The following is a 25,902-nucleotide window of genomic DNA, read 5'->3' as shown; positions in this document are numbered from 1 at the left end:
CCAAAATTATACATTAATAAGTTCGCTTGGGCTGCGTTAACTATTTAAAAATCTACTCTTCTTAATTGCAATACCCTTGTTTATTTTGGGTACTGAAAAAATGGATGGAATATCAGTTGCCCATTCATTTAAGCGAATGATAATAAGATTGATTTCAATTCGAGAGATCAAACCTAATACTATGCAGATTATAAATGCAAGATTACTGTTTTCGTTTAGGGTCAAATCAATTAGAAATATTAAAAGGGAAAGTGACCATATTTTGGCCAATATAGAATGGGTAGCAATGGTCTTTTTAAATTTCAAAAAACTAATCATATAAGCAATTATCTCCAATACAATTACAAGTGAAATCCAAATAATATTGTCCTTTACAAAATCAACATTTAGATAAAAAACCGAGGCAATCACTATTAACCAGAAAAACACATCAACATTAGAATCCCATATTCGCAATTTGTCTGATGAAACACCAAGTTTTCTTGCAATAATACCGTCAAATAAATCTGTAATTAAGCCAAGTGACATTAGGGTAACAATCCAAAATGGGTAATTGTTTAATTGAAAGTAAGCGAGTACTCCAATTAAAACACCCATTATAATTCTACTGTAAATTAATAGGAATGGGACGTGTTTCATTGACGTAGAAGTTTACCTTTTTAATCTTGATTGGCTTGTATTGAAAGTACTTTATTGTCAAAATCGCTAACATCAATTGAGTAGGTAAAATAACCTATTCCAAGTTCAGGTTCTCCAACATAATCAATAGGTTGAATTACAAATTCTTCGTTCCCAATTTTCAGTTCAACGTAGCAATAGTTGTAAGCTATATCAAATGATTTATAGCATGTAGTTTCACCTTGAGCAAGGATTCCGTAATTGGTGCTGGCATTACTTGGGTTAATGGTTACATTGCAATAATCGTATTCACTGATATTTTTAATTCTAATATTTGTTTTACTGCTGTCTTCATTACAAGGTGATACTTCATGTTCTGTGCAGTTTTTTAAACTATCCTTTTTACATGAATTAGTTAAAGCAATGGTTGCTAGAATGGAGAATATAAAACTTAATTTTCTCATTGTTTTTTGGGTTAAATGTATTTTATATTAGTTGTTGGATTCAAATATCCTTAAAAGGTACGAGCTCCCTTTTATTTTCATCCCACAACTTCTTTTTTAAGCTCGGAATACAATTCCAAAATGAAATGGGTTTTACTTTTAACATTTGTGCTACACTGGCATTAGCCTTTTTCAATTTGTAAAAAGGAATGCCTGCATTTAAGTGATGAATATGATGGTATCCAACATTTCCTGTCATCCAGGTCATAAAAGGTCCAAAATGCATGTATGAGCTGCCATGAATTGATGCTTTGTAATTACTCCAATCTTCACCTTCATACCAATGCGTATCTTCAAATTGATGTTGCATATAAAACATCATGGCAGCAAAGGATAACCAAACATAAAGTGGAATGAGGTAAACAATGGTCACCATCAAAAATGCGTCATTGACGTAAACCAAATATCCAACACCAAACAAAACAATGTCCATTGCAATAATTGAAACATTTGATTGCCAAGACAAATTTGGAAAAGGGAATCTTCCTAAGATGAATAACATTGCGGGTGCTATAAAAACCCTGACCATTCCATTTCGCATAAATCGGTATATCAGTTTTTTAACTATTGAAGCCTTCTTATATTCTTCTACTGTTAGCGTCCACAAATCCGGATTGATAGGTCTTTTTTCAAGATGTCCCACGGCTTTGTGATGTTGATCATGAATGAATCTCCATAAGGGTAATGGAACAGTTGTAAACGCTCCGGCTATGGTACCTGCAATGTCATTTGACAATTGATCTTTAAACAGGGCTTTGTGGCCGCAATCATGCACAATAATGAATAATCTCGACCAAAAAATCCATACAAAAGGATAGGCGATTAACGAATAGTACCAGCCAAATTGGTAAACATAAAATCCCAAAAACATAAATAATGCGGCACCTATTGATGCTGAAAGAAAAACCCACCAGGATTTTCCCGCATCCGGTTGGGTGTATCGGGCAAGATTAATATATACCGTTTTTTCAATATTGGCTGACATATCACATCAGTGAAATAGTTGATACCGCTAAGATAAATCTTTTTTATTGCTCCTTTGGAGAGACTTCATTTCCCCAAACATTCAATTTTTCTATTGCTAACAAAGTTTGATAACCGCCTATTGCTTCTATCCAGTTTTTGATATCGTTCAGGCTTTCTTCAAATTTGATGGCAGACTGATAATTGAGTTCCTGCTTAATCTTAGATATATCCAATACCATGTTTTGAGTCAATGCTCGAACTAACAAAGGGGTGAATCCGGCAATTCTAAAAAATGCCAAAACCTTTAAAAGACCTATACTTATTTCTTTTTCTGCGAGCTTTTTGCCATAAACTGTACTGAATATTTTTCGTAACACTTCAATCATTACATAGGTTTCGTCATCTGCAACATTGTATGTTCTCACTCCTTTCAATTCGCTTTCAATACAACATTCAATTGCTGCAGCCATGTTGGTATAATGAGTCATTGAAAGTTGAATATCGAGTTTTCCGGGTCGGTTGAATTTTTCATTTTTTACCAGCTTCATCATTCTGGGAATAATCTGCGTATCGCCTACACCATAAAAGGCTCTTGGTCTCAAAATAAAGCACTGATCACCTTTGTAATTGTTTCTCAAGGTCTCTTCTGAAAGGAGTTTAGAATGACCATAAGGGGATAACATTTTGTTGTTTTGCTTGCCGGCAATTTCTTCAGTTATCAAATCTTGCTGAGGCAAATAAACCGAAGAGGAAGAGACAAAAATGAACTTTTTGCATTTGCTGGCTGCCTCAATGGTATTTTCGGTTCCCACAATATTGGGCAGATATAGTTCTTTTGAACTGGCTTTGTCATCAGAAAGGGCGGCACCATGAATACAAACATCAGCATCCGGTAATTCAAATGGCTTTGTAATATCAGCCTGAACATATTCGGCCAACGCTAACAAAGATTTGGGCGGATTACTTTTTCTGCCGGACGCTATCACATCATGACCTTGTGCTGCAAAATGTCTCACCATTGCACCACCAAAAGCTCCTGTTGCACCTGTTATGATGATTCTCATATTTCTAAAGATACTAATAAGTACATTCGCTATTTATTCAATTCAATAACTTTAGGAATTGATGGTCAGTCAAATTGATGATACAAGTATTGGTAAACTTTCTGAAATAGGAGGGAAAGCTAAAGGTTTACAGATCCTGCTAAAAAAAGGATTTAATGTACCTGAATTTCTTGTGTTGGATTTCACTACCATTCAATCTTTTGAGAAAGATGATCGTTTAATTTCATTAATTACCGATTGGCAATCCAAGCAACAATTTAAAGAAGACACTTTATTTGCAGTACGTTCAAGTGCGGCTAATGAAGACGGAACTAAAAAGTCTTTTGCTGGACAGTATACTTCCAAGCTGAATGTAAAACTACATGATTTACCTGCTGCAGTAAAGGAGGTGATTCAATCTTATTTGGTTGACACAACTTATGCAAAAGCATCTGCTTCTTTTGGTGTGATAATTCAAAAAATGATCCCTTCAGATTATTCCGGAGTGATGTTTTCAAAGGATCCTTTAGACTTTTCAAATCCGGGTGGAGTTATCAATTTGGTTCCGGGCTTAGGTGATAAGTTAGTTTCGGGGCAATTAGAGGCATATGCCATTAAATTTGATAGAGATTGGACAGTTTTTGATCCGGTTTCAACTGAGTATGAAGGTGAAAAATATATTGAAGGAGAGCGCAAATCTGTAAATGTAAATGGTGGAGACATCATGGCTGCGATTGAACCTTTTATGAAAGGTTTAATAGATGGTGCTCATATACTTGAAAGGGAAATAAACACTCCGGTTGATGTAGAGTTTGCCATTTATGATGATCAATTATATTGGCTACAAGTTAGACCGGTTACCAATCGGGAGCTGAATGAAAAGATGTCGGTTTGGGATAAAACTCAGGCTGAAGCAAATTATCCTGATTTAACACTTCCGCTTTCTATTTCATTTGCAAAAGTTACCAGTGAGTATGCCTATAAAATGACAGCAAAATCACTTGGGTTCCACAATAAGATATTAGCTGAGTACAAAGATGATTTTGCCAATATGATGGGTGGAATAAATGGCGTTTTATATTACAATGTATCTGCCTGGCAAAGCAATTTATATCAGTTGCCATTTGGAGAAAAGCTCGCTTCAAAACTTCCCGGAATTTGGGGGATGAGTGGAGTTTATTTTGATCCACCTAATCATAGACATCCGGTTTACTTGCGATTTGGTATTTTGTTGAATTTAATAGGTAAGTTATTTAGACGCAAAAAGTACGAAAAACGATATGCATTAACTTTTGAATTTTTAATGGAAAAGTATTCAAAAGATGAAATGCAAAAGCTCAGTTATAAAGAGCTTGTTGATACCTATTTTATACTGAGAGATTCATTTGCTAAAAATTGGATTGCACCTAGTTTGAATGGACTTTTTACTATGGTGATTTATTTCAGACTGAAGCGTTACATCAGGCGTTCAAAAATTGAAAAAAGGTATCCAAATTTCTTTAATGATATATTGTTTGCCGAAGGTGATGTTGTATCGGTTGAGTTGGTAAAGAGTTTTAATCAACTTTTAACTGAAATCAATAATAATCCTGTACTTACTGAATTATTTAAAAATAATGGAGAAAGTGAAATTTGGAACAATTTGGAATTGGAGCATCCTTCATTTTTGACCAAAGTTAAAAGTCACATAGACTTGTACGGAGATCGATCAGTTGACAGTGAATTGAAAATGGAGACCATCACTTTTAAAGATGATCCCATTTCATTTATTGAGTATCTCAAACAAAATGCAGGTCAAAAAGTTATTGCTTTTGATAAGGTAGATGCTTTTGATTATAAGGCAATTTTAAAAGAATTATATCCCACAAACTTCATTAAAAGAGCTGTTTTTAAGCGATTGATTTCAATTGCAATTCGCAGGACTAAAGCAAGAGAAAACTACCGATTTTCAAGACTTCAAACCTTTGTGATATTTCGTCATTTATTTCTTGAAATTGGTGAAAGATTAGTGAAAGATGGATTTTTACAAGAAGCGAGGGATGTAATGTATTTGAAGGTGGATGAGTTAACAAACCCTACATTAAGAGCTAATTACAAAGAGCAAATTGAAGATCAAAAAGTGCGTTATTCGAACTTCAAGTCTGACGAATCACCAATAAGATATGTTCAAATAAATGAGCAGTTTCATGAAGTACCTGAAGAGGGAATCGAACTTCAGGATGGTCAATTAAAAGGTATTGGTTGCTGCAGTGGAATAGTTGAAGGAGAGATATTGATTGTTGATAGTGAAACGGATTTAAATCAAAATTTTTCAAACTATATTCTGGTAGCAAAATACTTTGAACCGGGATGGGTAAATATGTTTTCTCAGGCTAAAGGTGTAATTTCAGAGCGCGGTAATTTGTTGAGTCATACCTCAATCATCTGCAGAGAATTGGGATTGCCTTCAATTGTAGGTGTAAAAGGATTAATTAGGAATGTAGCTGAAGGCCAAAAATTAAAAATGAACGGTGCAACCGGAGTAATAGAGTTTATTGATGTGGTTTAATCTAGCATCCAAAATATCAAGCGTTAAGTGGTCTGATGAAGATCAAAGCCAAATTCAAGAAGAGTTGAGAGGTCTTGAACCTAAATTACAACAACAGTTTTTTGAGTATTGTAAAAAATGGAAATTGGCTCCTTGGGCGTATGTCCAACTGTTGAATTATAATTTTTTGGACATTTTAACTGAGGATGTTAAAGAACAATTTAAATCAGCTCACTCAAAGGTGAAAGATCAAAATACGAGCAGAAATAATGTAGCTAAAAACGTTTTAAAAGCTTTTAATGAGAACGATATTCAAGCTGCTGTATTAAAAGGTAACTACTTTATATCCAGTGTTTATAATGAAGTTGGATATAAGCGTATGAATGATTTTGACATCTTAATTCATAAAAATGATTGGGATAGGATACAGGATATCTATTTAGAAAAGAATTTTATTCCTTTAGGCTTTGGATGGAGCGGTGAAAAAGAGAAACCTGCTAAATTTTCTCATGTCGGAATGGCTTTTATAAGTCCGGATTACCATTGCATAATGGGTTCTCAATGGGGATTAAAATCCGCCACTACAAAATTCAAAACAGATATTGACAGTATTTGGCGTGATGTTGTTGAATTTGAGTTTGAGGGTGTCAAAGTAAATGCACTTTCTCCTGAGCACAATTTATTGCATTTGGTATTGCATATGGGAATATACAAATGCGGAATCAGAGACTGCATGGATGTTTACAATGTGGTGATCAGCAATGAAATTGATTGGGACAAACTTTACCGAATTTTAGAAAAGTCAAATGCTTTAGACAAGGCTTACTATACCTTTTCAATGAGTAATTTGTGTGTTAATGTAATTCCGGATGAATTCATCAATAAACTAAAAGAAAGAAGCAAGGGATATATCAAAAGAAGAACGGTGAAAAGGCTCAAGGTTCATGAGCAAAGTGGAGATTTTCAAAATTCATACATTGATTATTTCCAGGACATTGAAAAAGATGTAATTTATTTTAATTTATTCCCTCATTTTCACAAAAAAGCAAAGTATTTATTTAAAATAGTTGGTAAAATATATTTTCCAAAATCAAAAGTTTCACTTAAGCTGGATGATCATTTTCATCAACCTACATTTTGGCATAAATTAAAAGGAAGCATCAAGGCACCTTTTCATTGTTTTGCATTAATTGCGCAGGAAATAGGATGGAAATTTACCTTTTTGCTGTTCATGAAATTATTTATAGATTTAATTGTATCCATTAAAAATTATGTAATCAAAAAGGAATCTTACTTTGATTATTTAAAGAAAAAAGGGATCAATCCAAAAGAAATTGTTCAGGCAGTAGAAGGAATTCAATGATGCAAAAATTAATAGTTGTAACAGGCAAAGATGGTTCTGGAAAATCTACACTTGTAGACGGAATAGCTCAACTGTACCCTGAATTTCATGTAGCTTCAATTTGGGATGCAATGAAATTTGGACTGTTTCAATCTAAAAAAGACATTGACGACTATTTGTGCAAACTAAGTGCGGATGCCAGATTGCTGTTTTTATCTCACGCACTGGAGCAATCTATTGAAATTGCAAAAGAATCAAAGGCAGACACAGTTTTGATGAATGCTTATTACTATAAGTATTTTGCATCTGAATTGACATTGGGTGCATCAGAGAATTTGGTCAAAAGTCTTATTGAATTTTTCCCAAAAGCGGATTTGGTGATTAATTTGGAAATAGAAGAGGAATTAGCTTTGAGTCGCAAACAAAGCTTGTCTAAATACGAATGCGGAGTTCAAGAACAATCGGATAAAGCATTTTTAAGTTTTCAAAAATTGGCGGGCAAACAATGGTCGTTTTTTGATCAATCAACCTGGTACAATATCAACGCAATAAGCTCAATTGAAGAGATAAAAAACAAGGCCTTAGAAATCATCTCATGATTGTAGTTACCGGATTGGACGGAAGTGGAAAAAGTACTTTTTTAAGTATGTTGAAAGATCAGTTTACTGATCAAATTGAAGTGTTGCATCTGCCTAAAACAGAACCACAAAAGTTCGCGAATAATGCAGCATTAAAAGATGCTTGTGATTTCGTAAATCAAATTGGAGAAAGGGCAGATATGGAGCAAATTCCTGCTTTGAAAATCATAGCCATGTTTGGTTCAATGATTCTGTTTAATGATTTAGCCGTAGAACTTAGAAAGAACGGAAAAACTGTTTTTGCAGAACGTCATCCTTTGATTGATACTGCTGTTTATGCTGCAGTGTATTATCATGTGATGCATCCCGATAATTTGGATGATCGCTTGGCCAATCAATTAGATAAGGAATATGAAGCAGAATTGAATTTGATTATTCAAAAAGTGAATCATAATATAGGAATTCAAATCCCGATTCAATCCAAAGCTTTATTGAAGTTTCTACATGAATGGTTTTCAGATGAATCAAATATCAGTACTGAAAAATTATCTGAATTGTTTGGGGTACAACTACCTGATAGCGTCTATTTTTTAGATGCTCCACCTGAAACGTTAATGAGCCGAATTCAGGGTCGTAATGATAAGGAATTTCATGAGTCTTTGTCCTTATTACAAAAGATGAGACCAATCTATCTAAAAGTGCTTGCTCAGTCTCAAATAAAACATCAAATTATTGATTCAACAAGCATGCATGCTTTTGACGAACTGATTAAAATCATACAAAAAGAAAGTATTTAGCAAGTTTGAAATTTGCAAAACCTTTTTATATTGCCGTTCTAAACCCCTGATTATGAGATTTAATTATTCTAAAATTCCTTATCTTTTAGTACTATTGGTAGGCTTTAGTTTTTCTGGCTTTTCTCAGAAATTATTTACGTTGGACACGCACAATGTAGATAACAATCGACTTAAAATGGAGATTGAACCGGGCTTATTTTTCAATAGTGGTCGTTCAATTAATGGATTGTATACCGTTACACCGGATAGAAATTTTGCTGTTGGATTGTACTTAATGGCGACTGATATCCCTGAAAAAATTCATAAAAACATGTTCAATAACGCACTTAGTGGAACTAATGTTAGAGTTACGCAGGAATACGCTTTGTTGTTAAGATACCGTATTAGAGCATTTAAAAAATATGAATCAAATCCATATGTTGGTTTAATCTCAGGATGGGAAGAATTGCGATTGACGCAAGATAGTTTAGGAACTATGTACATGTCTACATTTTTAATGACACCTCACGTAGGATTTGAACTGTACTTGTACAAGCGTATGTTGTATTTAAATACACAGTTTAGATCAGTATTTTATTTAGGTGCTAAAAAATCTGATGCGGCAAGACCTGAAGAGTTGAAAAGTTACTTGCTTTTACCGTCAATATCTTTAGGATTGCGTTTATAATTGCTTGATGAGTATAGCACAAACAAATACAATTGCGCCAAAGCATGAACCTTTGATTCTTTCAGGATCAAAGAGTAAGAGGAAGTTTGTTGGTATCTGGTGGAGCGTTTTTGTGCACCTTTTTAAAACCCACAAAAGTCCTATTCGTGTTTATAAGATTCTTCGCAGTTCTGTTAAGATGAAGAAACGATATACCAAAGAAAAGAAGTATCACGATAAAGTTGCTTTGGTGGATGGTAAGGTGTATTTCAATTGTAATAATGCAGGCTGGCCATCAAAACACTTCTTCAAAATTGTTGATATAGAATCAAGAAAAGCACTTTACAATGATGTTTCAAATTTGGAAAATCTCAGAATGGTTCAGTTGGCTTTTACTAAAAAATGCCCTTTGAATTGTGAGCATTGCTATGAAGGAGAAGAGCTGAATAAAAAAGACGTATTAACGGTAGAAGATCATAAAAAAATTGTCAAAAAACTACAGGATGCCGGTATCCCCATGATACATTTTGGCGGAGGAGATCCAATGGCTAAAGTAGATGATGTTGTTGAAATTTTAAATTCAGCTCAGGACAGTTCAGATTTTTGGGTATTTACATCCGGATTTAATCTGAATGAAAAAAATGCACAACGATTAAAGCAGGCAGGACTTACCGGGATTTCAATTGGATTGGATCATCATGATAGAGATTTACACAATAAATTCCGAAGAAATGATAAAGCCTATGACTGGGCAATTGAAGGTGGTAAAAATGCAGTAAATGCAGGTTTGGTATTGACCTTCACAATATGTTTGACGCGTGAATTTTGTACCAAAGAAAACCTGTACGCATATCTTCATTTAGCAAAAGATGTTGGGGCCTCATTTGTGCAAATGTTAGAGCCAAGAGCGGTTGGTAATTTTGCAGGAAAAGAAGTTTGGTTATTACCTGAGCATTCAGAGGTAGTAGATGACTTTTTTATTAAAGCAAACAGAGATCCTGAATACAAAGACATGCCGATTGTCTTGTATCCGGGCTATCATCAAAAGAGAAACGGTTGTACAGCAGCCGGTAATAAATACTTGTACATAGATACGAATGGATACATGAGTTCATGTCCATTTTGCAGAAATACTAAATCTCACATCCTGGATGAGGAGCATGAAGCCAATATTCAGCAAATGAAGAATGATGGATGTGAAATGAATAAGGAAATAATAGTAAAAGAAGAATTGGTCCAAATGGACGAAAATTAAGAACGTAAACCTGAAATTATGAAATATAACTTAGTAGTTCAGAGAGTATTTTGTTGGTTAATGATTGTTGGTGTAATATCAAGTTGCAGCCAAAACAATTTTATCAATTATGCGCCTGCTAATTTGAAACAGGATAAACAAAAAATGGACATCAATTTAGGTGATTATGTGGTGGTACATGTGGGTGATGAGTCATGGAGATTGGTTGACATTGAAACTGATAAAAAACAAATTTCAGGTAGATTAACGGCAGTAGATGAGGATTTGGAAACCTTTTATAATAAGGCGTTGCAGGATAATGCCAATCTTGAAAAAGCCAATGAAGGTGACAAGGAATTTACCGAACAAACGCATATTTATTTGCACGATTTTGCTCAAAGAGATGGAGACATGGTGACCTTTGGTGCAGATAATATTGATGATGCCAATGCTGTAGTTAAGAATTCAAAAGGTAATGGATTGAGAATTTTTTATGGTGTGTTAATCGTTCTTGGAGCATTAGTGGTAGGATTTGGTATCCTGTTATTAATTGTGTGCTCTTGTCCGCATGCATATACTTTTGACGGTGAAAATTACCACTATACAAACTCATTGTTTACCGGAGCTGTAGGGCCAAATTTGGAGAGAAACGATTATAAGTTGATTCCGGATTACAGGCCAAACGTTGATTCTTATCAAATGATATTAAAGAATGAAGAGAATGAGGCTCATTTTACCAATATGGTTGAGATGATTGTGGTTAAACACGATAAAAACTTTGAAGTAATTCCTGATCAAAACGGTAAGATTTATACTGTTTCAGATCTTCAAAAAGCAAAATCGGCTTTTGATGAGAACAACATAGATGTTTCAGATAAGGTTTCTTATAGAGATGAATCAGCATATTCATTTGATCATCAATCTGAAGGGGATATGGTGAACACTTATTTCACTTTTGATCGACCTGAAGATGTGTCAAACGCTAAGATTGTAATAAATGCCAAGAATACTGAATGGGGTGGAGTTGTTGTTAGAACTTTTGCAGCAATGTTGGGCAAAAAGTATAACAACTGGGTAGAGAAAAATCGTAAAAGAACTACTGAAGAAGCTCTGGCTGACATGAAAGAAGCAGGTATTCCAATGGTAGTTTCTATCAAAAAAGATGGTGAATGGGTTGATTTGGATGCCATTAATTTGGTGGGAGATATTTCATACAATTCAGTTGTTGTTTCAGTGGATGAAAATCTCATTACTGGTGAAGATATTGAGCTTAGATTGCAGGCAGGATTTAAATTCTGGGATTTGGATTATGTAGGAATGGATTTTACTGCTCAAGAAGATTTTGAAGTGCAGACTTATGCTCCAACTGTGGCAAGTGGAGATAAAGATTATCTGGCAGCTTTAAAGGCAGATGATGATTTGTACATGGAAAATCCAAACAGAGGAGATTCAACTTTTGTGAAGTTTGAAGGATTACCAACAGACGGCAATAGAACGTTGATATTGAGAAGCAAAGGTCATTACGTTTCTAATGAAGTGTTTGAAGGTAAACCAAACTGGGCTGGTTTGATGAAGTTACGTGCTCCGGGTGGACTTTCTAAATTATCGCGTGAATTGTTTGAAGAAGTTATGGAGTATTATGCAGTTCAACCTGCGGTTGAGTAGTTTGTTAATCTTCCAGGAATTCAATCATTTTAAGACAGTTGTTGTAGATACGGTCAACGAACTTTAGTTTCATATTGACTTGTGCTGCGTTGTAAAATAATACGCGGGACGCAAGGTATTCTTTAATGACTGTTGGATAAATATTTTTCCAATCATTCCATTCTGCTTCCATTTTAGAACCTGCCAATTCATAATGATATTGAAGATACTCAAGTAGTTCTGCTTTTTCAAAATCTGAGTTCAAAGTAAAGCTGAGTAATTCAACAATATCCCTGTGAGGATAGTCTATAACAGATAATTCCCAGTCGTATATGCAAACGTCAGCATTGTTTCTTATTGCTATATTTCTTGGGTTAAAATCGTTATGGATAAGTGTCTTTGGAATTTTCGTTTCTATACTTTCTGCTGATTTTAAATAGCTTTCAAGTAATTCATATTTATTGCCTTGATCCTTCTCTTCTTTGATGGCAATTTCCAATAATTTCTGATACAATGGCAATGACAATTCAAGCTTGAACTCTTGGATACAGTCTAAACTCTTATCAGGTTCATTCAGGTAGGCAAGATGAACTTCAGTAATCGCTTTAATACAATTTTTGATGTGTTGATCTGTCCAAAGCTGAGGTGAATTTTCACTGTCAAATAATTGTAGGTTTTTGCTATGTAATCTTTCTTGAGCCAGGATGTATATCTCCCTTTTATCATCAATGTAATGCCCATAATATTGCGGAATAATATCTAATTGATGGGAAGCTACAAATTGAGGGATAAGCAATTCTTTTAAGTGGCTGTTGATGTATTCTAAATTGTTCTTGTACTTCACAATTAAATCACAAAGTTCAGGGTCAATAGATGCAGCCATTAAGTGAATTCCTTTGATGGTTTCTATGTCTGTAGCTTTAGATTTTAAAAGTATTTCTAGTGAATGATCCGGGGTTTTAAGTTGAACCGGAATAAAACCAATTAGCTTTCTGTTCACCTTTTTACAAAGATTCATGAGAATCCCATTGTCAACTTCCCCTTTTTGGATGATGACCTCAGTAATTGGATCTGAAATTTTATCCTTTACCATTTTAGAGATAAAATCTGTGTCAATCTCATTCCACTGAAGCCAATTAACAGGCTTGTTTCTGCCCAGTTTTTCATGTGCCTTAGCAAATTCCCCACTTACAATTGCGGCATAAGTTGAAAGCTCTAATCCTAGTGCAAATCCTGCAATCAATGAAGCAAATCGTTGTAGTTTTCCTTCACCTTGACAGCCCATTAAAGTCAGTGCTTCTCTTTGTTTTTGAAGATGCGTTCCTCCACCAACTGTGCCAACTACCAAACTAAATAGGGTTAACGAAACCTCAAGTCCTTCAGCATGTTTTTTCAAATCTAAAAATGCCATTGATGATTCAGGAATGGATGCCAAATCTTGTCCTGTTGCTGCAAAAATTCCGGCAATGGCATTGGCTACATTAATATTGTAACCCAACATTCCATTTTTCTTTGCCAATTCAATGCTTGGACCGTAATATCTGAGCAAATCATCTGAAGTGGTGCGCAATATTTTTTGGATGATATCTTCCTTTAAAATGGCTGATACTTCAACTTTACAACCTCTTCCATGATCAATTAAAAATTGGGATACTTTTTTGTCTGATGCACCATTACCTTCTAACACAAAGTCCTTAATCTCTTCAAAACCTTCTGATTTGTATTTTTCAACCAGCCAAAGTATTGCGTGCCAGGTGCAGGTAGTGGTCATGTTTTGTCCGGCTGCATCTCCTGTGGTATATACAAAATGCACGTGTACATTTCTTTCAAATCGAAGCACTTGAATGTGCCTAAGGTTGGCGTGATTTGAATAGCTTTCAGCCGTTTTTTTTATCTCCTCAAAATTGTTGTTCAGCCAATTCTCAAAATGTTGAGCTGTTGAATCAGATGATAAAATAAACAAAGGAGTTCGAACCATTTTCTGATGTACAAAATTGGCTTTGAAACCTCCACTCAAGCTAATAGCTTTGGCACCTCTGTTCATGCTGGCCACTAAGGCTCCTTCAAGGGTTGATACGGCGCAATATACTTGCTCTTCTTCCCCTGCTTTATTGAACAATAATGGCCCAACTAAACCTGTAGGAATCTCAGTTGAACCTATTAACGACTCAATATTTTGCTGTAATTCTGCAGGATTAATAGTACTAAATTCAATAGCGTCTGTATTAATTCCCAGTTGCTTTAAGAACTTTTTGCGTTCAGCAATTGCTGTCTTGGTGAGTAGACCACGGCCGGGAACAATTGTATATTTTTCAGCACTCATGAATTTGATTGTATACCGAATTTAATACTTTTAGTCGGCTAATAGGAATTGATGGGTTTAATTGAATTAGGATATTTTGGATTGTTCAGTGGTACATTTTTATCTGCCACCATTTTACCTTTTCCTTCAGACGTTATTGTTATTGGCTTTTATGAGCTGGATTATCCAATAGTTACTTGCTTAATTGTTGCCACAATTGGTAATTTATTAGGTGGATTGACTAATTACTATATCGGATATAAGGCCAACAATGAAAAGCTGAAAAAGAAGTTTAAACTCAATGAAGAGAAGCTAAAAAAATGGGAAATGCGATTGGCACGCTGGGGAATTTATTTAGGATTAATATCCTGGTTTCCTTTTGTAGGCGAACCAATGGTGGCTGCTTTGGGCTTTTTTAAAGTAAGACTTTTACCATTGGCTTTGATGATGCTGATTGGCAAGTTTTTTAGGTATTTTATGCTTACAATGATCTATTTGAATGTCTAATTGAAACCAACTCCAATTCCGGCATTCATCCAAAATGGCCAGCCAACTCCTGCTCTCCAAATAAAACGACCAAAAGGTTTTTGATAGCGATATCCCAAAGTTCCGGCTGGAATATATTCCCATTCTCCGGCAGCATCACCGGTAAGTGCCCAATTGGCGCCAACAGTAAATTCAAAATGTGAATTCTTACCGCCGGTTATTCCAACAAGTCCTGTATAAAGTGCAAGTCCTCCGGTTTCTTCAAATCCGTAATATGATCCACCTAGATGTGCACCTAATTTGAAGTTTGATTTTTTTGAATAGTGGAACTTGTATTCGAAAACAGCTCCGTATTCCGCCCAGACATAACCCAGGCCAATTTTACCAATCACACTTTTTCTGTAAGTGTTCTGCAAAGTATCAGATTGTGTTATTCCGTTAAAACTGAAAAACACAAAACACATAAATATGAAAAATCTAAATTTCATGTTGTGAAGGTCTACTTAAATATCAGATAATTAATTGATTCTTTTGTGGTTGAGCAAATATTTTTTGTGAATGGATAGATTTGGCCTTTAATCTTTTCTTGCCAGAATTATGGTGTGGTTTTCAATTGAATTATCCGTCTTTTTGAACTGTTTGCCGTAGTGTTCTGCTATTGATAATCCATTCAAATTTAATAGTTGTTTGATAGTATTGAATTCGTAATAATGGAAGTAAGATCGATCTCCTGTAGCGCCTGTTATAAATCCTGATTTTGCTGGATTTCCTTCAACAAAACTTAGGTAAAAGACACCCTTATCATAAAGTGTTTTTGAGCAGTTTTTTATAAGAGTTGAAGTGTCATTTTCTGACAAATAAGGAATAATAAACCCACATACTACACCATCAAACTGGCTTTTTAAGGTATTTAAATCTCTGCCATCTAAAACCTGAACTTTAGCATTGGGATTATTTTTTTGGGCCAATTCAACCATGTTTTTTGAAACATCTGTTGCCAGTACATTCAGCATTGGATTTATGTTGAGAATTTGACGTGTAATATTGCCCGGGCCGCATCCAATTTCAAGAACTGATGCATTGGTTGAAGTCAATAAATCACAAAACTTTTGGTAAGTATCATCATAAAGATCAAGCTCCATGAATTTCTCCTCATAAAGTTGAGCTAGTTTGTCCCAGGTTTTATGCGTTTCTGAATAATTATCTTCCATTTAATTCAATGGATTTATTCTTCTAAACGCTTTCCTAAAAAGATAAGCTGTGTGGAAAGGTTCCCTGAACTACTTCCATCATCTATTCTCATGCTGTCAGCATCATAAAAATGCCTCCAGCTGCTTAGGCAACTTAGATTTCCTTGTCCATCATCTGCGCAATCTCCAAAGCCGGCAGATCCATCCATAAATGAGTTGTGCGGATCTATGTATTCAAAGTTTGTTGAATTATTGAATATGCGTTTAATGGTATACTTTTTCTTACTGTATTCAACGGTTACCATTTGATTATAGGAAGAATCAAAGATAATAACGCCTGAGTCCATTTGAAAAATTCTCTCAGTACCAACATAGGTTCCTTCATATCTTACTTCCTTTTTACGGCAAGAAAACAAAGCAGTGAAGAGGAGGAGGCTGATACCAAAAACGAGGTGATGATACTTTGACTTTTTCATATACAAATTGAATATAGTAAATTCTGTTCGTAATGCGTTGATCTTTAATATTCCAACGAATAAAGTTAACTTGTCGTTTACTAAATCAGAATTGTATTTTCATAACCAAAACTTATAATATTGAGATTCGTCCTGATAACATTAATCGCACTGGGAATGTCGTTAATTGCTTGTAAAAAAGACAAACAGACAACAGAGGTAGTCAAACAACTTCCAGAAGCCACTCAAATTGGTGCTAATACTTTTGGTTGCAAGATCAACGGTGAAGTTTTTCTTCCTAAGGGAAATATTTACTATTGGGGCATAGATTATCCCAAATATTATACATCTTCTGGAAGGTTGTGGATCAGAATTAGAAATATCAGTGATTATGAAAACTGGATTTACATGCACATACATGTGTCAGAAGGAATATTTAATACAGGCAGTCATAATTTAAGTTTAGATGATTCATATGCCCCATACAAAGAGTTGATTGAAGATGCCCCTGATTATGAGTATATAATTGATACAACGTCTAATTATCAAGTCAATATTACAAGAATAGATACAGAGGAAAATATTGTCTCAGGCCAGTTTGAATTTACTTGCTTGTATCCACCAACGTCTGATACAATCAAAGTAACGGAAGGTAGGTTTGATTTGAACAGTTTAATAGTTCAGGAGTAAACTAGTCTATTTCACCGGATCATCAATGATATCTGTAGGACCTTCAACTTCAGGTTTACCTACACTGAATCTAACACCAAAAACAGCTGATAAACCTTTGTTTCTGTATGTGTCATACAATGACTCATTGAAAAAATTGTCGTTGTTCAATTTGGTGATGCTGTATCTAAAATCAACTCCCAAAAAAACAACTCCAGAATGAAATGGAACGGACATATCAAATCCTATCAATGAACCTAAATCAAATTTGTTGGCATCTGAATAAAAACTTGTTTTAGTGGCTTTTAAAACAAGGTTTCCTCCTGTATATGGTTTAAAATTATACACCATTGATGTAAGAATATTGGGAACAATACCAACTTTGGGTTTAATTCTAAATTTTCCTCCCATTTCAAATCCAACCATCATAGGAATACTGATAAAATTCCAATCATAAGATGAATACACAGTAGCGACATAATTACCTGCTTGATCAGTGAATTCAATCGGAACTTGTGCTCCAAATTGGGTATATTCCAGATTTCCTCCCAATGTAAGGTGAGAAGTAAATCTGTATTGATAGTTTAAACCACCGGTAAGTGAATACTTAATCTTTGCGTCTCCATCCCAAAATGTTTTACCAACACTTGAACCCATACCACCTACGTGAAATCCTACAGAATGTAATTGAGAAAAACTGAAAGAGGAGATAAGTAAGGAGAAAACTAAAAGGTACTTTTTCATGGCAACAGCAAATGAATTTTCGGTAAATATATTGAAAATCGGCAAGCATTGGTTGAATGTGATTTTAGCAATATTCTTTGAACAATCTAATTATCAGCAGATAGAATGATAATTATCATTTGACCTGAGTAAAAGCTGTCTTATTTTAGTCTCAAATTTTATACCCATGAAAAAAATTATAGCTTTCATTTCTCTGTCACTTGCATTTGTTTCGGTGCAAGCTCAAAATTGGATTCAAAAAGGAATTGATCAGGACGGTAATTCTTCAAATGCTGAGTATGGTTATGGTGTTTCAATTGATTCTAGTGGTAGTATTGTAGCTATCGGATCCAGAACAGGTTCAGGATATGTAAATATTTTGGAATGGAATGGTGCTGACTGGCAACAGTTAGGTTCAACACTAAACGGTGAAAATCCGGAGGACAAATTTGGTGCTTTTGTTTGTTTGAGTAATCAAGGGAATAGAGCGGTAATAGGTGCTCCCGGTAGCTATTTTAATTCAGATTCAGGATATGTTAAAGTTTTTGAGTGGGACGGAGCCGATTGGATGCAAATGGGTAATAAAATAATGGGTGCAAGTGCAGGAGACAATCAGGGAACAGTTGCTATGAACGGAGATGGCAGTACCATAGTAGTTTCGGCACCATTAAACTCAGATTCGGCTACCCAATCCGGTATTTGTAGAGTTTTTGAATGGGATGGATTAGATTGGATACAAAAAGGGAGCAGTTTACACGGAGTATCTTCCAACCAGGGTTTTGGACACAGTACTGATATTTCTGAAGATGGAAATACAATTGTTGTAGGGGCACCTTATCCTTTTGGACCTATGGCAGGCAGTTATGTAAAAGTGTTTGAATGGAGCGGATCAGATTGGATTCAAAAAGGGGCCACATTAAATGAAATTGATATGGGTGACAAACTGGGTACATCTGTAGCCATGAATTGGGATGGTTCCATAATTGCTTTAGGTGCGCCTGAACGCAACAGTGGAATGGATTCAAATAACGGTCTTGTAATTTGTTATAAATGGGATGGAGGTAATTGGGTGCAGCATGGTCAGGAGTTGGTTGGATTTGAACCAACAAATTATTTTGGAGCCGGAATTGATATCAGTGCGGATGGAAATTTTTTATTGGCAAGTGCATGGGGTAATGACGATTTAGATACAAATGCGGGGTCGGCCTATGTTTATATGATGTCAGGAAATCAATGGAATCAAATTGGAGATAATATTTATGGAGAAGCAAAAGATGATTGGTTAGGAAGGTCAAAAGGTGTTAAGATTGATTATACAGGTGCAAATATTATTTTGGGATCATACAAAAATGACGGAGGAGGAGTAGATGCCGGACATGCCAGGATATTTGGATTAGATGTGGCAAGTATAGAGGAGAATGGTTTCTCAGATGATTTATTGTACCCTAATCCGGTTAGCGAAACATTGAAAATTCAGTCGATTAATGATCAAGTTGTTAAGTATGAAATGTATTCAATTTCTGGCCAAAAAGTAATGGTGGGTCAAAGTCAGTCATCTAATTTGTCAATTGATGTGAGTGCATTGAAGGATGGGGTTTATGTAATCTCATTTATTACAGATAGTGGAGATATCGTCAAAAAGAAGTTTTCAAAAATCTAAGAACAGATTTTTAGGAATAATGGTTAAATCGTAATCCACCCTTATGTGACATATGTGACTGAAAAAAACATTTACATGTCATAGTTTCGTTCAAAAAGTGGAATGAATGTAATGTACACCTTGTCTGACAGGATTTTTGATTATTTGAAAGAATTTTGGGAAAGCAAGACGGTACATAAAGCCACTAGCACCACTTTTGTAGTGACTTTTATTTTAGGAATTTTAGCCTATTCATTGGGCCAATTTGTTGAGATTCCGTTTTTTCAAAAGTATTTTAATTACCCCTTTGTTGCCATTGAGTTAGCATTTACATTGCTCTTGCTTACAGAGTTGCTCAGCCTCATTTTTACTTTACCCAAATCAGTTGCACAGTCTGTTACCAAACAGTTTGAATTGCTTTCATTGATTTATTTGCGATCGGCCTTCAAAGAGTTTAGTCAAATTCATCATTTATCTGAGTGGAGCCTTGATTCACCTCCATTGTTCAACATGTTTGTTTATGGAGGTGGTGCATTGGCCATTTTTGCGATCATTGGTTTTACATTGAGATTGCAAAAACACATAAGAATTACTAAAACAGATAAGGAACAACAAACCTTTATTCAATCAAAGAAGTTGTTGAGTTTATTGTTGTTGATTTCATTTATAGTAATTGGCGTTTTTGACGCCGTCACTTTTATTACAACAGGTAAATATCCTCACTCGTTTAACCTCTTTTATACCATGCTGGTGTTTAGTGATATTATCATTGTTTTAATCGCACTCAGATATTCATTGAGCTATATCAGAATATTCAGGTATTCAGCCTTTGTTTTGGCTACAATTTTTATTCGGATTTCACTGAGCATGCATTGCAACCAGGGAGTAATAATAGGTGTAGCATCTGCATTGTTTGTCTTACTGTTGACAGCAGCTTATAATTACTTTTTGAAAGAGGCCGAAAGTGACGGGTGATCAATCATATAATACAGAACATAAGATTCAAATTCTAAAAGAAGTATTGGTTGATTACTGCAATTTCTTTCCTAGTATGTGGTAATTCCACGACTTGCCGCTAAAGTTGTCCCCTGTAGAATATTCAATTGAGTCAGTTTGAAAAAACCTCCCAATTACAATTGGAACCCAAGCTGTTTCGCTTTCTTTCAATATTTCTCCTGAACTATTAATTTCAAAAGTATGTGTTACAGAGCCATTTATAGTAATTGAATTGTTTGAAGCTTTGGTTATACTTCCAATATTATGATAAACCGTGTCAATATTTGCCGAATCAACAGTACACCCACAATTAAATTTATAATGCGTTTGCAAATCATATGATCCTACTAGATTAATTGTCAAATCCGTCTCATCTTTTCTGCACGAAAAGAGAAAGAGAGGAACTAGTATAATAATAAATTTGAGCTTTGACATTAATTTATTTAAACCCAATGAAAAGGATATTATTGTTTCAAATGCTTGATAATAAATGTTTATGCAGTTTTACATTATTGCACCTTAACCACATTAATATTATCAATCCACCAATCAGTAGATCCTTCAATGCAAAAATGAATCATGATGGTAGGATCTGTTGAACCTAGATTGCTTGGCAATATAAAGTTGTTGGCAAAATCATGCCACTGTCCATCTCCGGGGAAATCCGGTAAATCTATTTGAATGTCAAATTGACCATTGTAAATTCTGAATCCCATATCAGGTCCGTAATGATTTACAGCAATATTTCCTGAATAATAACTGAATGAAAATTCATAGGTTCCACCAGGAGTCAAATCAGAAAGAGATACTGATTGATAAATCCACTGCTCATAACAACCTGGACTTGCTTCTTGATGGAATTTTAAACTTCTTGACCCATCTGCCGCGGTGGTGTTATCAAGTTCAATCTCATTCAATGGTTCATTGATGTTGTTTTTTATCAATGTCCAGGAAGTTGGAATTGTGTTGCCTTCTTCAAAACTTCCATTACTTACTATGGTAATAGTTTCTGTAGTGATAGACTGAATGTTACTTCCGTTAGACAAACCATTATCGTTCTCTACATATACTCTATAATAGTATGTTTGAAGCGGATTAAAATCTACATCTGTAAATGAAATATCCGTTGCTGAAGTTGCTACATGAATCAATTCTCCTGTAGTTTCATCTAAACCTGATGAATTGTGTTTGTATAACTTATATGAGCTAAAATTACCATCTGAACTTTGATCCCAACTTATTTGAATACCATCAACATCTTGTGTAATAGTATGAAGTGTCACATCAGAAGGTGGTTGATTATTACATGAAGCCAGAAGTAACAAAACAGGAATAACTGCTAATAATATCTTTTTCATAATTGATTTTGGGTTAAACGTATTCTAAATTAATAATTTAATCTATCTAGGGTAAGTAACGGTAATGTTGGATGAAAAGGTTGGTTATTGAACCAAGATCTTTTAATTCTATACCCTTATTCCAATTACCCTTAGACAGACTGCGCCACCGCTAAAGCTTTTGCGACACGCGGTCAGGATAAACTGCTTTAATTGATGTTCGAATTATATTCTCACACCAATTACGCAAACATCATCCAGTTGCTCTAAATCACCTTTCCAATTTTCAAAAGTTTGATCAATAAGTTCTCTTTGACGTTCCATACTTTCATGCTGAATAGAAACCAAAAGGGCTTTAAAGTTTTTGGCTTTGAATTTTTTTCCTTTTTCTCCTCCAAACTGATCGACATATCCGTCAGAGAATATATAAATAGTATCTCCAGGTTTTAATTCAGTTGAATGTAAACTGTAAGGTTTAGGAGCAGTATATTTTCCAATTGGTTGTTTGTCTGCATTTATTTCTTCAACTGTATTCGATCCCTTTCTAATTATCCACAAAGGATTATGAGCTCCCGCATACTTTAGAACAGAATGAGGATGAGAATGAGATAGAGAGTTATCTTCATTCCCACTATCATTCTTTTTATTGAGCGTAAGCGAAACAAGAGCGATATCCATACCGTCTTTCACAACTTCTTCGGATTTTTCAAATTCTTGAATTACTAGATCTCTGGTTTTATCTAGAATTAGGTTAGGTTCTGAAATATTAAATTCATTAACTGTTCGGTTTAAACTACCGTTACAAATAACAGAAACCATAGCGCCAGGAACCCCATGACCTGTGCAATCTGCGGCAGCAAAATAAACAGTGTCATTGATTGTTTCCAACCAATAGAAGTCGCCGGCAACAATATCTTTTGGTTTATAAAGTATAAAAGAATTTGGTAGATGCTGCTTGATTAATTTAACTGGTGGAAGTATAGCAGATTGAATTCGTTTTGCATAGTTGATACTGTCATTAATCTCTTTGTTCTTCTCTGATAAATCTTTGTTTTGCCTGTTTATTCTTACTTGAGCTTTTTTCTGGGCTGCCACAAATTCACTTACTAAATAAACTATCATCAACATAGGAAGGAGAATAATCAATTGTCCTTTACCGCTACTGGCTTCTTGATCAGCAAACTCTATTGGCATGTAAAAAAGTGCATAATTGGAACTAGTGTTGTAGATGCCTGCAACCACTAGAATTATTAGTGTAATAAATGTTATCCAGCCAACTTTTCTTCCAAATAAGAAAAATGCAAACAAGGCTAATAAGATCATGAATAGTATTCCTTGTATAAAAATGGCACCATTACTTACAATAAAATGGAAAAGATGCATTACAATGAACATGGCAAGAAAGGCGTTTTTTGCCAAACTGATTCTGTATCCTTTAATCAACCAAAAAATAACCAAAAGCAGCAATATTATTTGAGCTATTCCTGATATGAGATGGCCAATAAATTGATCAAAAGAAGCAACTATATATGGCACTGTCAAAATCATCATGACAATGCTAAAGTTGAACATGACAATTACTTTCCCCTCTTCAAAAGGATCGGGACATTGCGCTAAAGCTTTACCAATTAATCTGCTTTGTATAGAACGAAAAAAGTTCATTATATCTTCTTATGACATAGATAGTTCGCTATTACAATTAGGTAAATATATTGAAATATGTGCGTACCTGACTTTCCTGATCTCGATAACAGTTTTATAATTTACACGGAATGTTCTAATATATACTCATTCACCTCACCAACTGATTTCATGTGAAAATCAGCATTTTTAGCGGCTTGTATCCCTTTCCTTAAAATTTGAATTGTTGTTATACCTAAGCGGTTTCCAGCGGCAATTTCCGAATTGGGATTATCACCAACAATGAGTAATTCTTTGGGTTTGTAATTATAGGATTGAATGATGTATTCAAATATTTCTTGCTTGTCGGTCCACATTGATTCAAATGGATCATCAATAAAAATTTCAGCAAACCAATTACGGATTCCTAAACTGTCAATTTTATTGTTCTGATATTCGCGAAGTCCGGATGTAACAAGATAATTCGTGATCCCATCTTTGCAAACGGGTACTTCACTTTCATAAAGATTCAGTTTTCCAAGGGGAGGAATGGTTCTTAAAATCTCCACAAATGCTTCATGGATGGATGTTTCAACGTGTTTTTCAATGAAAGCATTAAGGGAAATAGTAAAGAAATCATGCTCAATATCTTCTTGCGCTACCTTTTGATTCTCCTTAAGAAATTTAAATACAAAATTAAAAATGCCCTTATCGATTGTGTGAGGATCAAAAAGCGTATGGTCTAAGTCGTATATAATGGCTTTTAGCATTATGATTAGTTTTCTGTAGCTATGTTCATTAAATCATTGAAGACAAAGTTATATCCCAGTTTTGTAATGATTTTTGCTGGTGAAACAATTTTAATTTCAGTTTGGGATTCATTATCTACTAAAGGTACCGATTGATTAAAATCTAATGCACATTTTGAGTAAAATTCCATTTTAGTGGGATGACTATTTGAGCAGGCATTGTAGATTTCACCCCAACTTTCCTTTTTGATAATTTCCAGTACAATTCCTATACAATCTTGCTGATGAATCAAATTAACCGGGCCTTTTGGGTTTTTAATTTTTTTCCCATTCTTAAAAAAGAAAGCAGGATTTCTGTCGGGCCCAATTAAGCCGCCAAATCGAATAATTGTGGTTTCAAAATGCGGATTATTGATAAAATATTCTTCAGCAGCACTTAGTTTATTGTCCTTTGTTTGTGATAATTCAGTGATTTCAGATGCTGATTTTTCATACACGGAGGTGGAGCTAAAAAAGATCACTTTGGAAACGGTAGATTTTTCAATTTCCGGTAGCATTGAATGCCAAAAAGATAGCTCCATAGGTGGCGTTGAAACAATAAGTATTTCGGCTTTTAAAAAATCCCGTAGAACACTTTTGTCCAAATCTGATCCAATCAAAAAAGGCGAAATATGTGCATCTTCTAAAACCGCAATTTTTGATGTAGAAGTGGTAGAACCTTTAACATTGAAGCCATTTTTAGCAAGTTTTTTTCCCAAAGGAATTCCCAACCATCCACATCCTAGAATACTGATTTTAGCCTTATTTGAGATCTTCCCTACCATCATCATACTTTGCAAATCTTCCTTTATCTCTATCCCAAACCTGTTCTTTCATTGGCCATGGCCAACCTCCAAATTGTGTTTTCTGATATTCATTTATTGTATCTCTGATCTCTTGCTCACTATTCATGACAAAAGGACCATACTGCACCACTGGTTCTCCTATTGGTTTACCTTGAAGAAAAAGAAAATACGCCTCTTCATCTCCATTTACAATTGTGACTTTGTCTAAAGTATTTAATGTAATTCTGTTATTTGCTTCAATCGTTTGATCGTTTATGGAGATGTTTTTTCCTCTATAGAAGTATAAATTTCTGTTGACATTGACTGAAGCTTGAGGCAAATTCCAGCTTGCTCCTGCTTCCATTTTTATAGTGAAAACTGCTACTTCATTTGCTGCATCTGCTGCCCATGAATCCGGAGTTGGATTGGGTGCATTGATATCATCTACAGATCCGGCTATTAGATCAATTTCCGTAATTTTTCCGCTTTCATCTTTTGATTGAATTACCGGAATAGATTCTTTCCATAACATCTTATAATGTGGCTCAACCAATTTGCTTTTCTTAGGAAGGTTGAGCCAAATTTGGAAGATTTCAAGTGGATTGTCTTTGTCAGAATTTAGTAATGGAAACATCTCTGAATGCTGAATTCCTTTACCAGCGGTCATCCATTGTACATCACCTTCTTTAAATCTTCCGGCACCTCCAAGTGAATCACTGTGATCAATTACGCCTTCTTTTACAATGGTTATCGTTTCAAAACCTCTGTGTGGATGGTAAGGAAATCCTGGAACCATGCTGCCATGGTACATTCTAAATCCATCTTTGAGGTTAAAATCCTGACCAACATATCTTCCTTTTATCTGATCAGGATTAAGACCTAAATTTTCGTTCCCTTTTGGGTATTCATCCCTGTGATAGGCCCCAAATAAAAAAGGATCTTGGGCTTTCCAGGGAGAACCTAATGGTTCAATTTGAATTATTGAATGATTATTCATGACTATAAATTTATTTA

The 25,902-nt window shown here is 34.8% G+C and carries 26 protein-coding genes; 11 read left to right on the top strand and 15 right to left on the bottom strand.

All coding sequences use genetic code 11. The features are described 5' to 3' along the window. Positions 1-36 precede the first annotated feature (36 nt). From K6119_RS10950 to K6119_RS10935, 4 genes are read right to left on the bottom strand one after another with little or no spacing between them, the layout of a single operon-like run. Positions 37-639 carry a CDP-alcohol phosphatidyltransferase family protein gene (locus tag K6119_RS10950; RefSeq protein ID WP_221838964.1) on the bottom strand — a complete coding sequence of 201 codons (603 nt, stop codon included), beginning with the start codon at positions 637-639 and terminating at the stop codon, positions 37-39. Between the two features lie 20 nt (positions 640-659). Then, a complete protein-coding gene (locus tag K6119_RS10945; RefSeq protein ID WP_221838966.1) occupies positions 660-1,082 on the bottom strand; it encodes a hypothetical protein in 423 nt (140 codons plus the stop codon). A 40-nt stretch (positions 1,083-1,122) separates the two neighbouring features. Next, the gene (locus K6119_RS10940; protein WP_221838968.1) at positions 1,123-2,106 is read right to left on the bottom strand and encodes a fatty acid desaturase; all 984 of its coding nucleotides are present in this window, start codon (positions 2,104-2,106) and stop codon (positions 1,123-1,125) included. A gap of 43 nt (positions 2,107-2,149) precedes the next feature. Then, on the bottom strand, positions 2,150-3,151 hold the full coding sequence (locus K6119_RS10935) for an NAD-dependent epimerase/dehydratase family protein (protein ID WP_221838970.1): 1,002 nt from the start codon (positions 3,149-3,151) through the stop codon (positions 2,150-2,152). Positions 3,152-3,212: 61 nt separating this feature from the next. Here K6119_RS10935 and K6119_RS10930 point away from each other — a divergent pair, with 61 nt between their 5' ends. From K6119_RS10930 to K6119_RS10900, 7 genes are read left to right on the top strand one after another with little or no spacing between them, the layout of a single operon-like run. Next, positions 3,213-5,678 (top strand): PEP/pyruvate-binding domain-containing protein, encoded by a 2,466-nt coding sequence (locus tag K6119_RS10930; protein ID WP_221838973.1) that lies wholly within the window; start codon positions 3,213-3,215, stop codon positions 5,676-5,678. Further along, a complete protein-coding gene (locus tag K6119_RS10925; RefSeq protein WP_221838975.1) occupies positions 5,668-7,020 on the top strand; it encodes a nucleotidyltransferase family protein in 1,353 nt (450 codons plus the stop codon). Before K6119_RS10930 ends, K6119_RS10925 begins: the two co-directional genes overlap by 11 nt. Next, entirely contained in the window at positions 7,017-7,598 is a 582-nt protein-coding gene (locus K6119_RS10920) for a nucleoside/nucleotide kinase family protein (protein WP_221838977.1), read from the top strand. The genes K6119_RS10925 and K6119_RS10920 overlap by 4 nt, the downstream gene beginning before the upstream one ends. Then, positions 7,595-8,374, top strand: a complete 780-nt coding sequence (locus tag K6119_RS10915; RefSeq protein WP_221838979.1) for a hypothetical protein — start codon at positions 7,595-7,597, stop codon at positions 8,372-8,374. Before K6119_RS10920 ends, K6119_RS10915 begins: the two co-directional genes overlap by 4 nt. Before the next feature lie 52 nt (positions 8,375-8,426). Further along, positions 8,427-9,041 carry a hypothetical protein gene (locus tag K6119_RS10910; RefSeq protein ID WP_221838982.1) on the top strand — a complete coding sequence of 205 codons (615 nt, stop codon included), beginning with the start codon at positions 8,427-8,429 and terminating at the stop codon, positions 9,039-9,041. 7 nt (positions 9,042-9,048) lie between these two features. Continuing rightward, entirely contained in the window at positions 9,049-10,275 is a 1,227-nt protein-coding gene (locus tag K6119_RS10905) for a radical SAM protein (protein ID WP_221838984.1), read from the top strand. An 18-nt stretch (positions 10,276-10,293) separates the two neighbouring features. Then, positions 10,294-11,919: a hypothetical protein gene (locus K6119_RS10900; RefSeq protein WP_221838986.1), complete on the top strand. Its 1,626-nt coding sequence runs from the start codon at positions 10,294-10,296 to the stop codon at positions 11,917-11,919. A 4-nt stretch (positions 11,920-11,923) separates the two neighbouring features. Here K6119_RS10900 and K6119_RS10895 read toward each other — a convergent pair whose 3' ends face one another. Next, positions 11,924-14,221, bottom strand: coding sequence for a phosphotransferase (locus tag K6119_RS10895; RefSeq protein WP_221838988.1), 2,298 nt, complete (start codon positions 14,219-14,221; stop codon positions 11,924-11,926). Positions 14,222-14,272: 51 nt separating this feature from the next. Here K6119_RS10895 and K6119_RS10890 point away from each other — a divergent pair, with 51 nt between their 5' ends. Further along, the gene (locus tag K6119_RS10890) at positions 14,273-14,707 is read left to right on the top strand and encodes a YqaA family protein (protein ID WP_221838990.1); all 435 of its coding nucleotides are present in this window, start codon (positions 14,273-14,275) and stop codon (positions 14,705-14,707) included. Here the strand turns inward: K6119_RS10890 and K6119_RS10885 are convergent. The 3 genes from K6119_RS10885 to K6119_RS10875 form a co-directional block, all read right to left on the bottom strand. Then, positions 14,704-15,174, bottom strand: coding sequence for a hypothetical protein (locus K6119_RS10885; RefSeq protein ID WP_221838992.1), 471 nt, complete (start codon positions 15,172-15,174; stop codon positions 14,704-14,706). The two genes, K6119_RS10890 and K6119_RS10885, sit on opposite strands and share 4 nt — an antisense overlap. 87 nt (positions 15,175-15,261) lie before the next feature. Continuing rightward, a complete protein-coding gene (locus tag K6119_RS10880; protein WP_221838993.1) occupies positions 15,262-15,897 on the bottom strand; it encodes a class I SAM-dependent methyltransferase in 636 nt (211 codons plus the stop codon). A 14-nt stretch (positions 15,898-15,911) separates the two neighbouring features. Further along, a complete protein-coding gene (locus K6119_RS10875) occupies positions 15,912-16,352 on the bottom strand; it encodes a hypothetical protein (protein WP_221838995.1) in 441 nt (146 codons plus the stop codon). 120 nt (positions 16,353-16,472) lie between these two features. Here K6119_RS10875 and K6119_RS10870 point away from each other — a divergent pair, with 120 nt between their 5' ends. Continuing rightward, positions 16,473-17,021, top strand: a complete 549-nt coding sequence (locus tag K6119_RS10870) for a Riean_0653 family protein (protein WP_472857786.1) — start codon at positions 16,473-16,475, stop codon at positions 17,019-17,021. A 6-nt stretch (positions 17,022-17,027) separates the two neighbouring features. On the opposite strand, the gene K6119_RS10865 is transcribed toward K6119_RS10870, so the two are convergent. After that, the gene (locus K6119_RS10865) at positions 17,028-17,744 is read right to left on the bottom strand and encodes an outer membrane beta-barrel protein (protein WP_221838999.1); all 717 of its coding nucleotides are present in this window, start codon (positions 17,742-17,744) and stop codon (positions 17,028-17,030) included. A 166-nt stretch (positions 17,745-17,910) separates the two neighbouring features. Between K6119_RS10865 and K6119_RS10860 the strand changes: the two genes are divergently transcribed. Together K6119_RS10860 and K6119_RS10855 are read left to right on the top strand one after the other, a co-directional pair. Next, a complete protein-coding gene (locus K6119_RS10860) occupies positions 17,911-19,383 on the top strand; it encodes a T9SS type A sorting domain-containing protein (protein WP_221839001.1) in 1,473 nt (490 codons plus the stop codon). Between the two features lie 102 nt (positions 19,384-19,485). Beyond that, the gene (locus K6119_RS10855; RefSeq protein ID WP_221839003.1) at positions 19,486-20,337 is read left to right on the top strand and encodes a hypothetical protein; all 852 of its coding nucleotides are present in this window, start codon (positions 19,486-19,488) and stop codon (positions 20,335-20,337) included. Positions 20,338-20,391: 54 nt separating this feature from the next. Here the strand turns inward: K6119_RS10855 and K6119_RS10850 are convergent, their stop codons facing one another. From K6119_RS10850 to K6119_RS10825, 6 genes are all read right to left on the bottom strand, one after another. Continuing rightward, a complete protein-coding gene (locus K6119_RS10850) occupies positions 20,392-20,793 on the bottom strand; it encodes a hypothetical protein (RefSeq protein ID WP_221839005.1) in 402 nt (133 codons plus the stop codon). 74 nt (positions 20,794-20,867) lie between these two features. Continuing rightward, positions 20,868-21,716, bottom strand: coding sequence for a fibronectin type III domain-containing protein (locus K6119_RS10845; protein ID WP_221839008.1), 849 nt, complete (start codon positions 21,714-21,716; stop codon positions 20,868-20,870). 204 nt (positions 21,717-21,920) lie between these two features. Continuing rightward, positions 21,921-23,357 carry a PP2C family protein-serine/threonine phosphatase gene (locus tag K6119_RS10840; protein WP_221839010.1) on the bottom strand — a complete coding sequence of 479 codons (1,437 nt, stop codon included), beginning with the start codon at positions 23,355-23,357 and terminating at the stop codon, positions 21,921-21,923. 101 nt (positions 23,358-23,458) lie between these two features. Beyond that, positions 23,459-24,085 (bottom strand): HAD family hydrolase, encoded by a 627-nt coding sequence (locus tag K6119_RS10835; RefSeq protein WP_221839012.1) that lies wholly within the window; start codon positions 24,083-24,085, stop codon positions 23,459-23,461. A 5-nt stretch (positions 24,086-24,090) separates the two neighbouring features. After that, on the bottom strand, positions 24,091-24,888 hold the full coding sequence (locus tag K6119_RS10830) for a Rossmann-fold NAD(P)-binding domain-containing protein (protein WP_221839023.1): 798 nt from the start codon (positions 24,886-24,888) through the stop codon (positions 24,091-24,093). Next, a complete protein-coding gene (locus K6119_RS10825) occupies positions 24,866-25,885 on the bottom strand; it encodes a pirin family protein (protein ID WP_221839025.1) in 1,020 nt (339 codons plus the stop codon). The genes K6119_RS10830 and K6119_RS10825 overlap by 23 nt, the downstream gene beginning before the upstream one ends. Positions 25,886-25,902: the final 17 nt, after the last annotated feature.

Source organism: Paracrocinitomix mangrovi (assembly GCF_019740355.2).
GTDB lineage: Bacteria > Bacteroidota > Bacteroidia > Flavobacteriales_D > Crocinitomicaceae > Paracrocinitomix > Paracrocinitomix mangrovi.
Note: the sequence above shows the minus strand (reverse complement) of the source record. Positions and strands in the feature narration are given on the sequence as shown.

Coding starts and splice junctions, on each gene's coding strand:
- K6119_RS10950 (WP_221838964.1), bottom strand. CDS start 639: ATGAAACACGTCCCATTCCTATTAATTTACAGTAGAATTATAATGGGT.
- K6119_RS10945 (WP_221838966.1), bottom strand. CDS start 1,082: ATGAGAAAATTAAGTTTTATATTCTCCATTCTAGCAACCATTGCTTTA.
- K6119_RS10940 (WP_221838968.1), bottom strand. CDS start 2,106: ATGTCAGCCAATATTGAAAAAACGGTATATATTAATCTTGCCCGATAC.
- K6119_RS10935 (WP_221838970.1), bottom strand. CDS start 3,151: ATGAGAATCATCATAACAGGTGCAACAGGAGCTTTTGGTGGTGCAATG.
- K6119_RS10930 (WP_221838973.1), top strand. CDS start 3,213: ATGGTCAGTCAAATTGATGATACAAGTATTGGTAAACTTTCTGAAATA.
- K6119_RS10925 (WP_221838975.1), top strand. CDS start 5,668: ATGTGGTTTAATCTAGCATCCAAAATATCAAGCGTTAAGTGGTCTGAT.
- K6119_RS10920 (WP_221838977.1), top strand. CDS start 7,017: ATGATGCAAAAATTAATAGTTGTAACAGGCAAAGATGGTTCTGGAAAA.
- K6119_RS10915 (WP_221838979.1), top strand. CDS start 7,595: ATGATTGTAGTTACCGGATTGGACGGAAGTGGAAAAAGTACTTTTTTA.
- K6119_RS10910 (WP_221838982.1), top strand. CDS start 8,427: ATGAGATTTAATTATTCTAAAATTCCTTATCTTTTAGTACTATTGGTA.
- K6119_RS10905 (WP_221838984.1), top strand. CDS start 9,049: ATGAGTATAGCACAAACAAATACAATTGCGCCAAAGCATGAACCTTTG.
- K6119_RS10900 (WP_221838986.1), top strand. CDS start 10,294: ATGAAATATAACTTAGTAGTTCAGAGAGTATTTTGTTGGTTAATGATT.
- K6119_RS10895 (WP_221838988.1), bottom strand. CDS start 14,221: ATGAGTGCTGAAAAATATACAATTGTTCCCGGCCGTGGTCTACTCACC.
- K6119_RS10890 (WP_221838990.1), top strand. CDS start 14,273: ATGGGTTTAATTGAATTAGGATATTTTGGATTGTTCAGTGGTACATTT.
- K6119_RS10885 (WP_221838992.1), bottom strand. CDS start 15,174: ATGAAATTTAGATTTTTCATATTTATGTGTTTTGTGTTTTTCAGTTTT.
- K6119_RS10880 (WP_221838993.1), bottom strand. CDS start 15,897: ATGGAAGATAATTATTCAGAAACGCATAAAACCTGGGACAAACTAGCT.
- K6119_RS10875 (WP_221838995.1), bottom strand. CDS start 16,352: ATGAAAAAGTCAAAGTATCATCACCTCGTTTTTGGTATCAGCCTCCTC.
- K6119_RS10865 (WP_221838999.1), bottom strand. CDS start 17,744: ATGAAAAAGTACCTTTTAGTTTTCTCCTTACTTATCTCCTCTTTCAGT.
- K6119_RS10860 (WP_221839001.1), top strand. CDS start 17,911: ATGAAAAAAATTATAGCTTTCATTTCTCTGTCACTTGCATTTGTTTCG.
- K6119_RS10855 (WP_221839003.1), top strand. CDS start 19,486: ATGAATGTAATGTACACCTTGTCTGACAGGATTTTTGATTATTTGAAA.
- K6119_RS10850 (WP_221839005.1), bottom strand. CDS start 20,793: ATGTCAAAGCTCAAATTTATTATTATACTAGTTCCTCTCTTTCTCTTT.
- K6119_RS10845 (WP_221839008.1), bottom strand. CDS start 21,716: ATGAAAAAGATATTATTAGCAGTTATTCCTGTTTTGTTACTTCTGGCT.
- K6119_RS10840 (WP_221839010.1), bottom strand. CDS start 23,357: ATGAACTTTTTTCGTTCTATACAAAGCAGATTAATTGGTAAAGCTTTA.
- K6119_RS10835 (WP_221839012.1), bottom strand. CDS start 24,085: ATGCTAAAAGCCATTATATACGACTTAGACCATACGCTTTTTGATCCT.
- K6119_RS10830 (WP_221839023.1), bottom strand. CDS start 24,888: ATGGTAGGGAAGATCTCAAATAAGGCTAAAATCAGTATTCTAGGATGT.
- K6119_RS10825 (WP_221839025.1), bottom strand. CDS start 25,885: ATGAATAATCATTCAATAATTCAAATTGAACCATTAGGTTCTCCCTGG.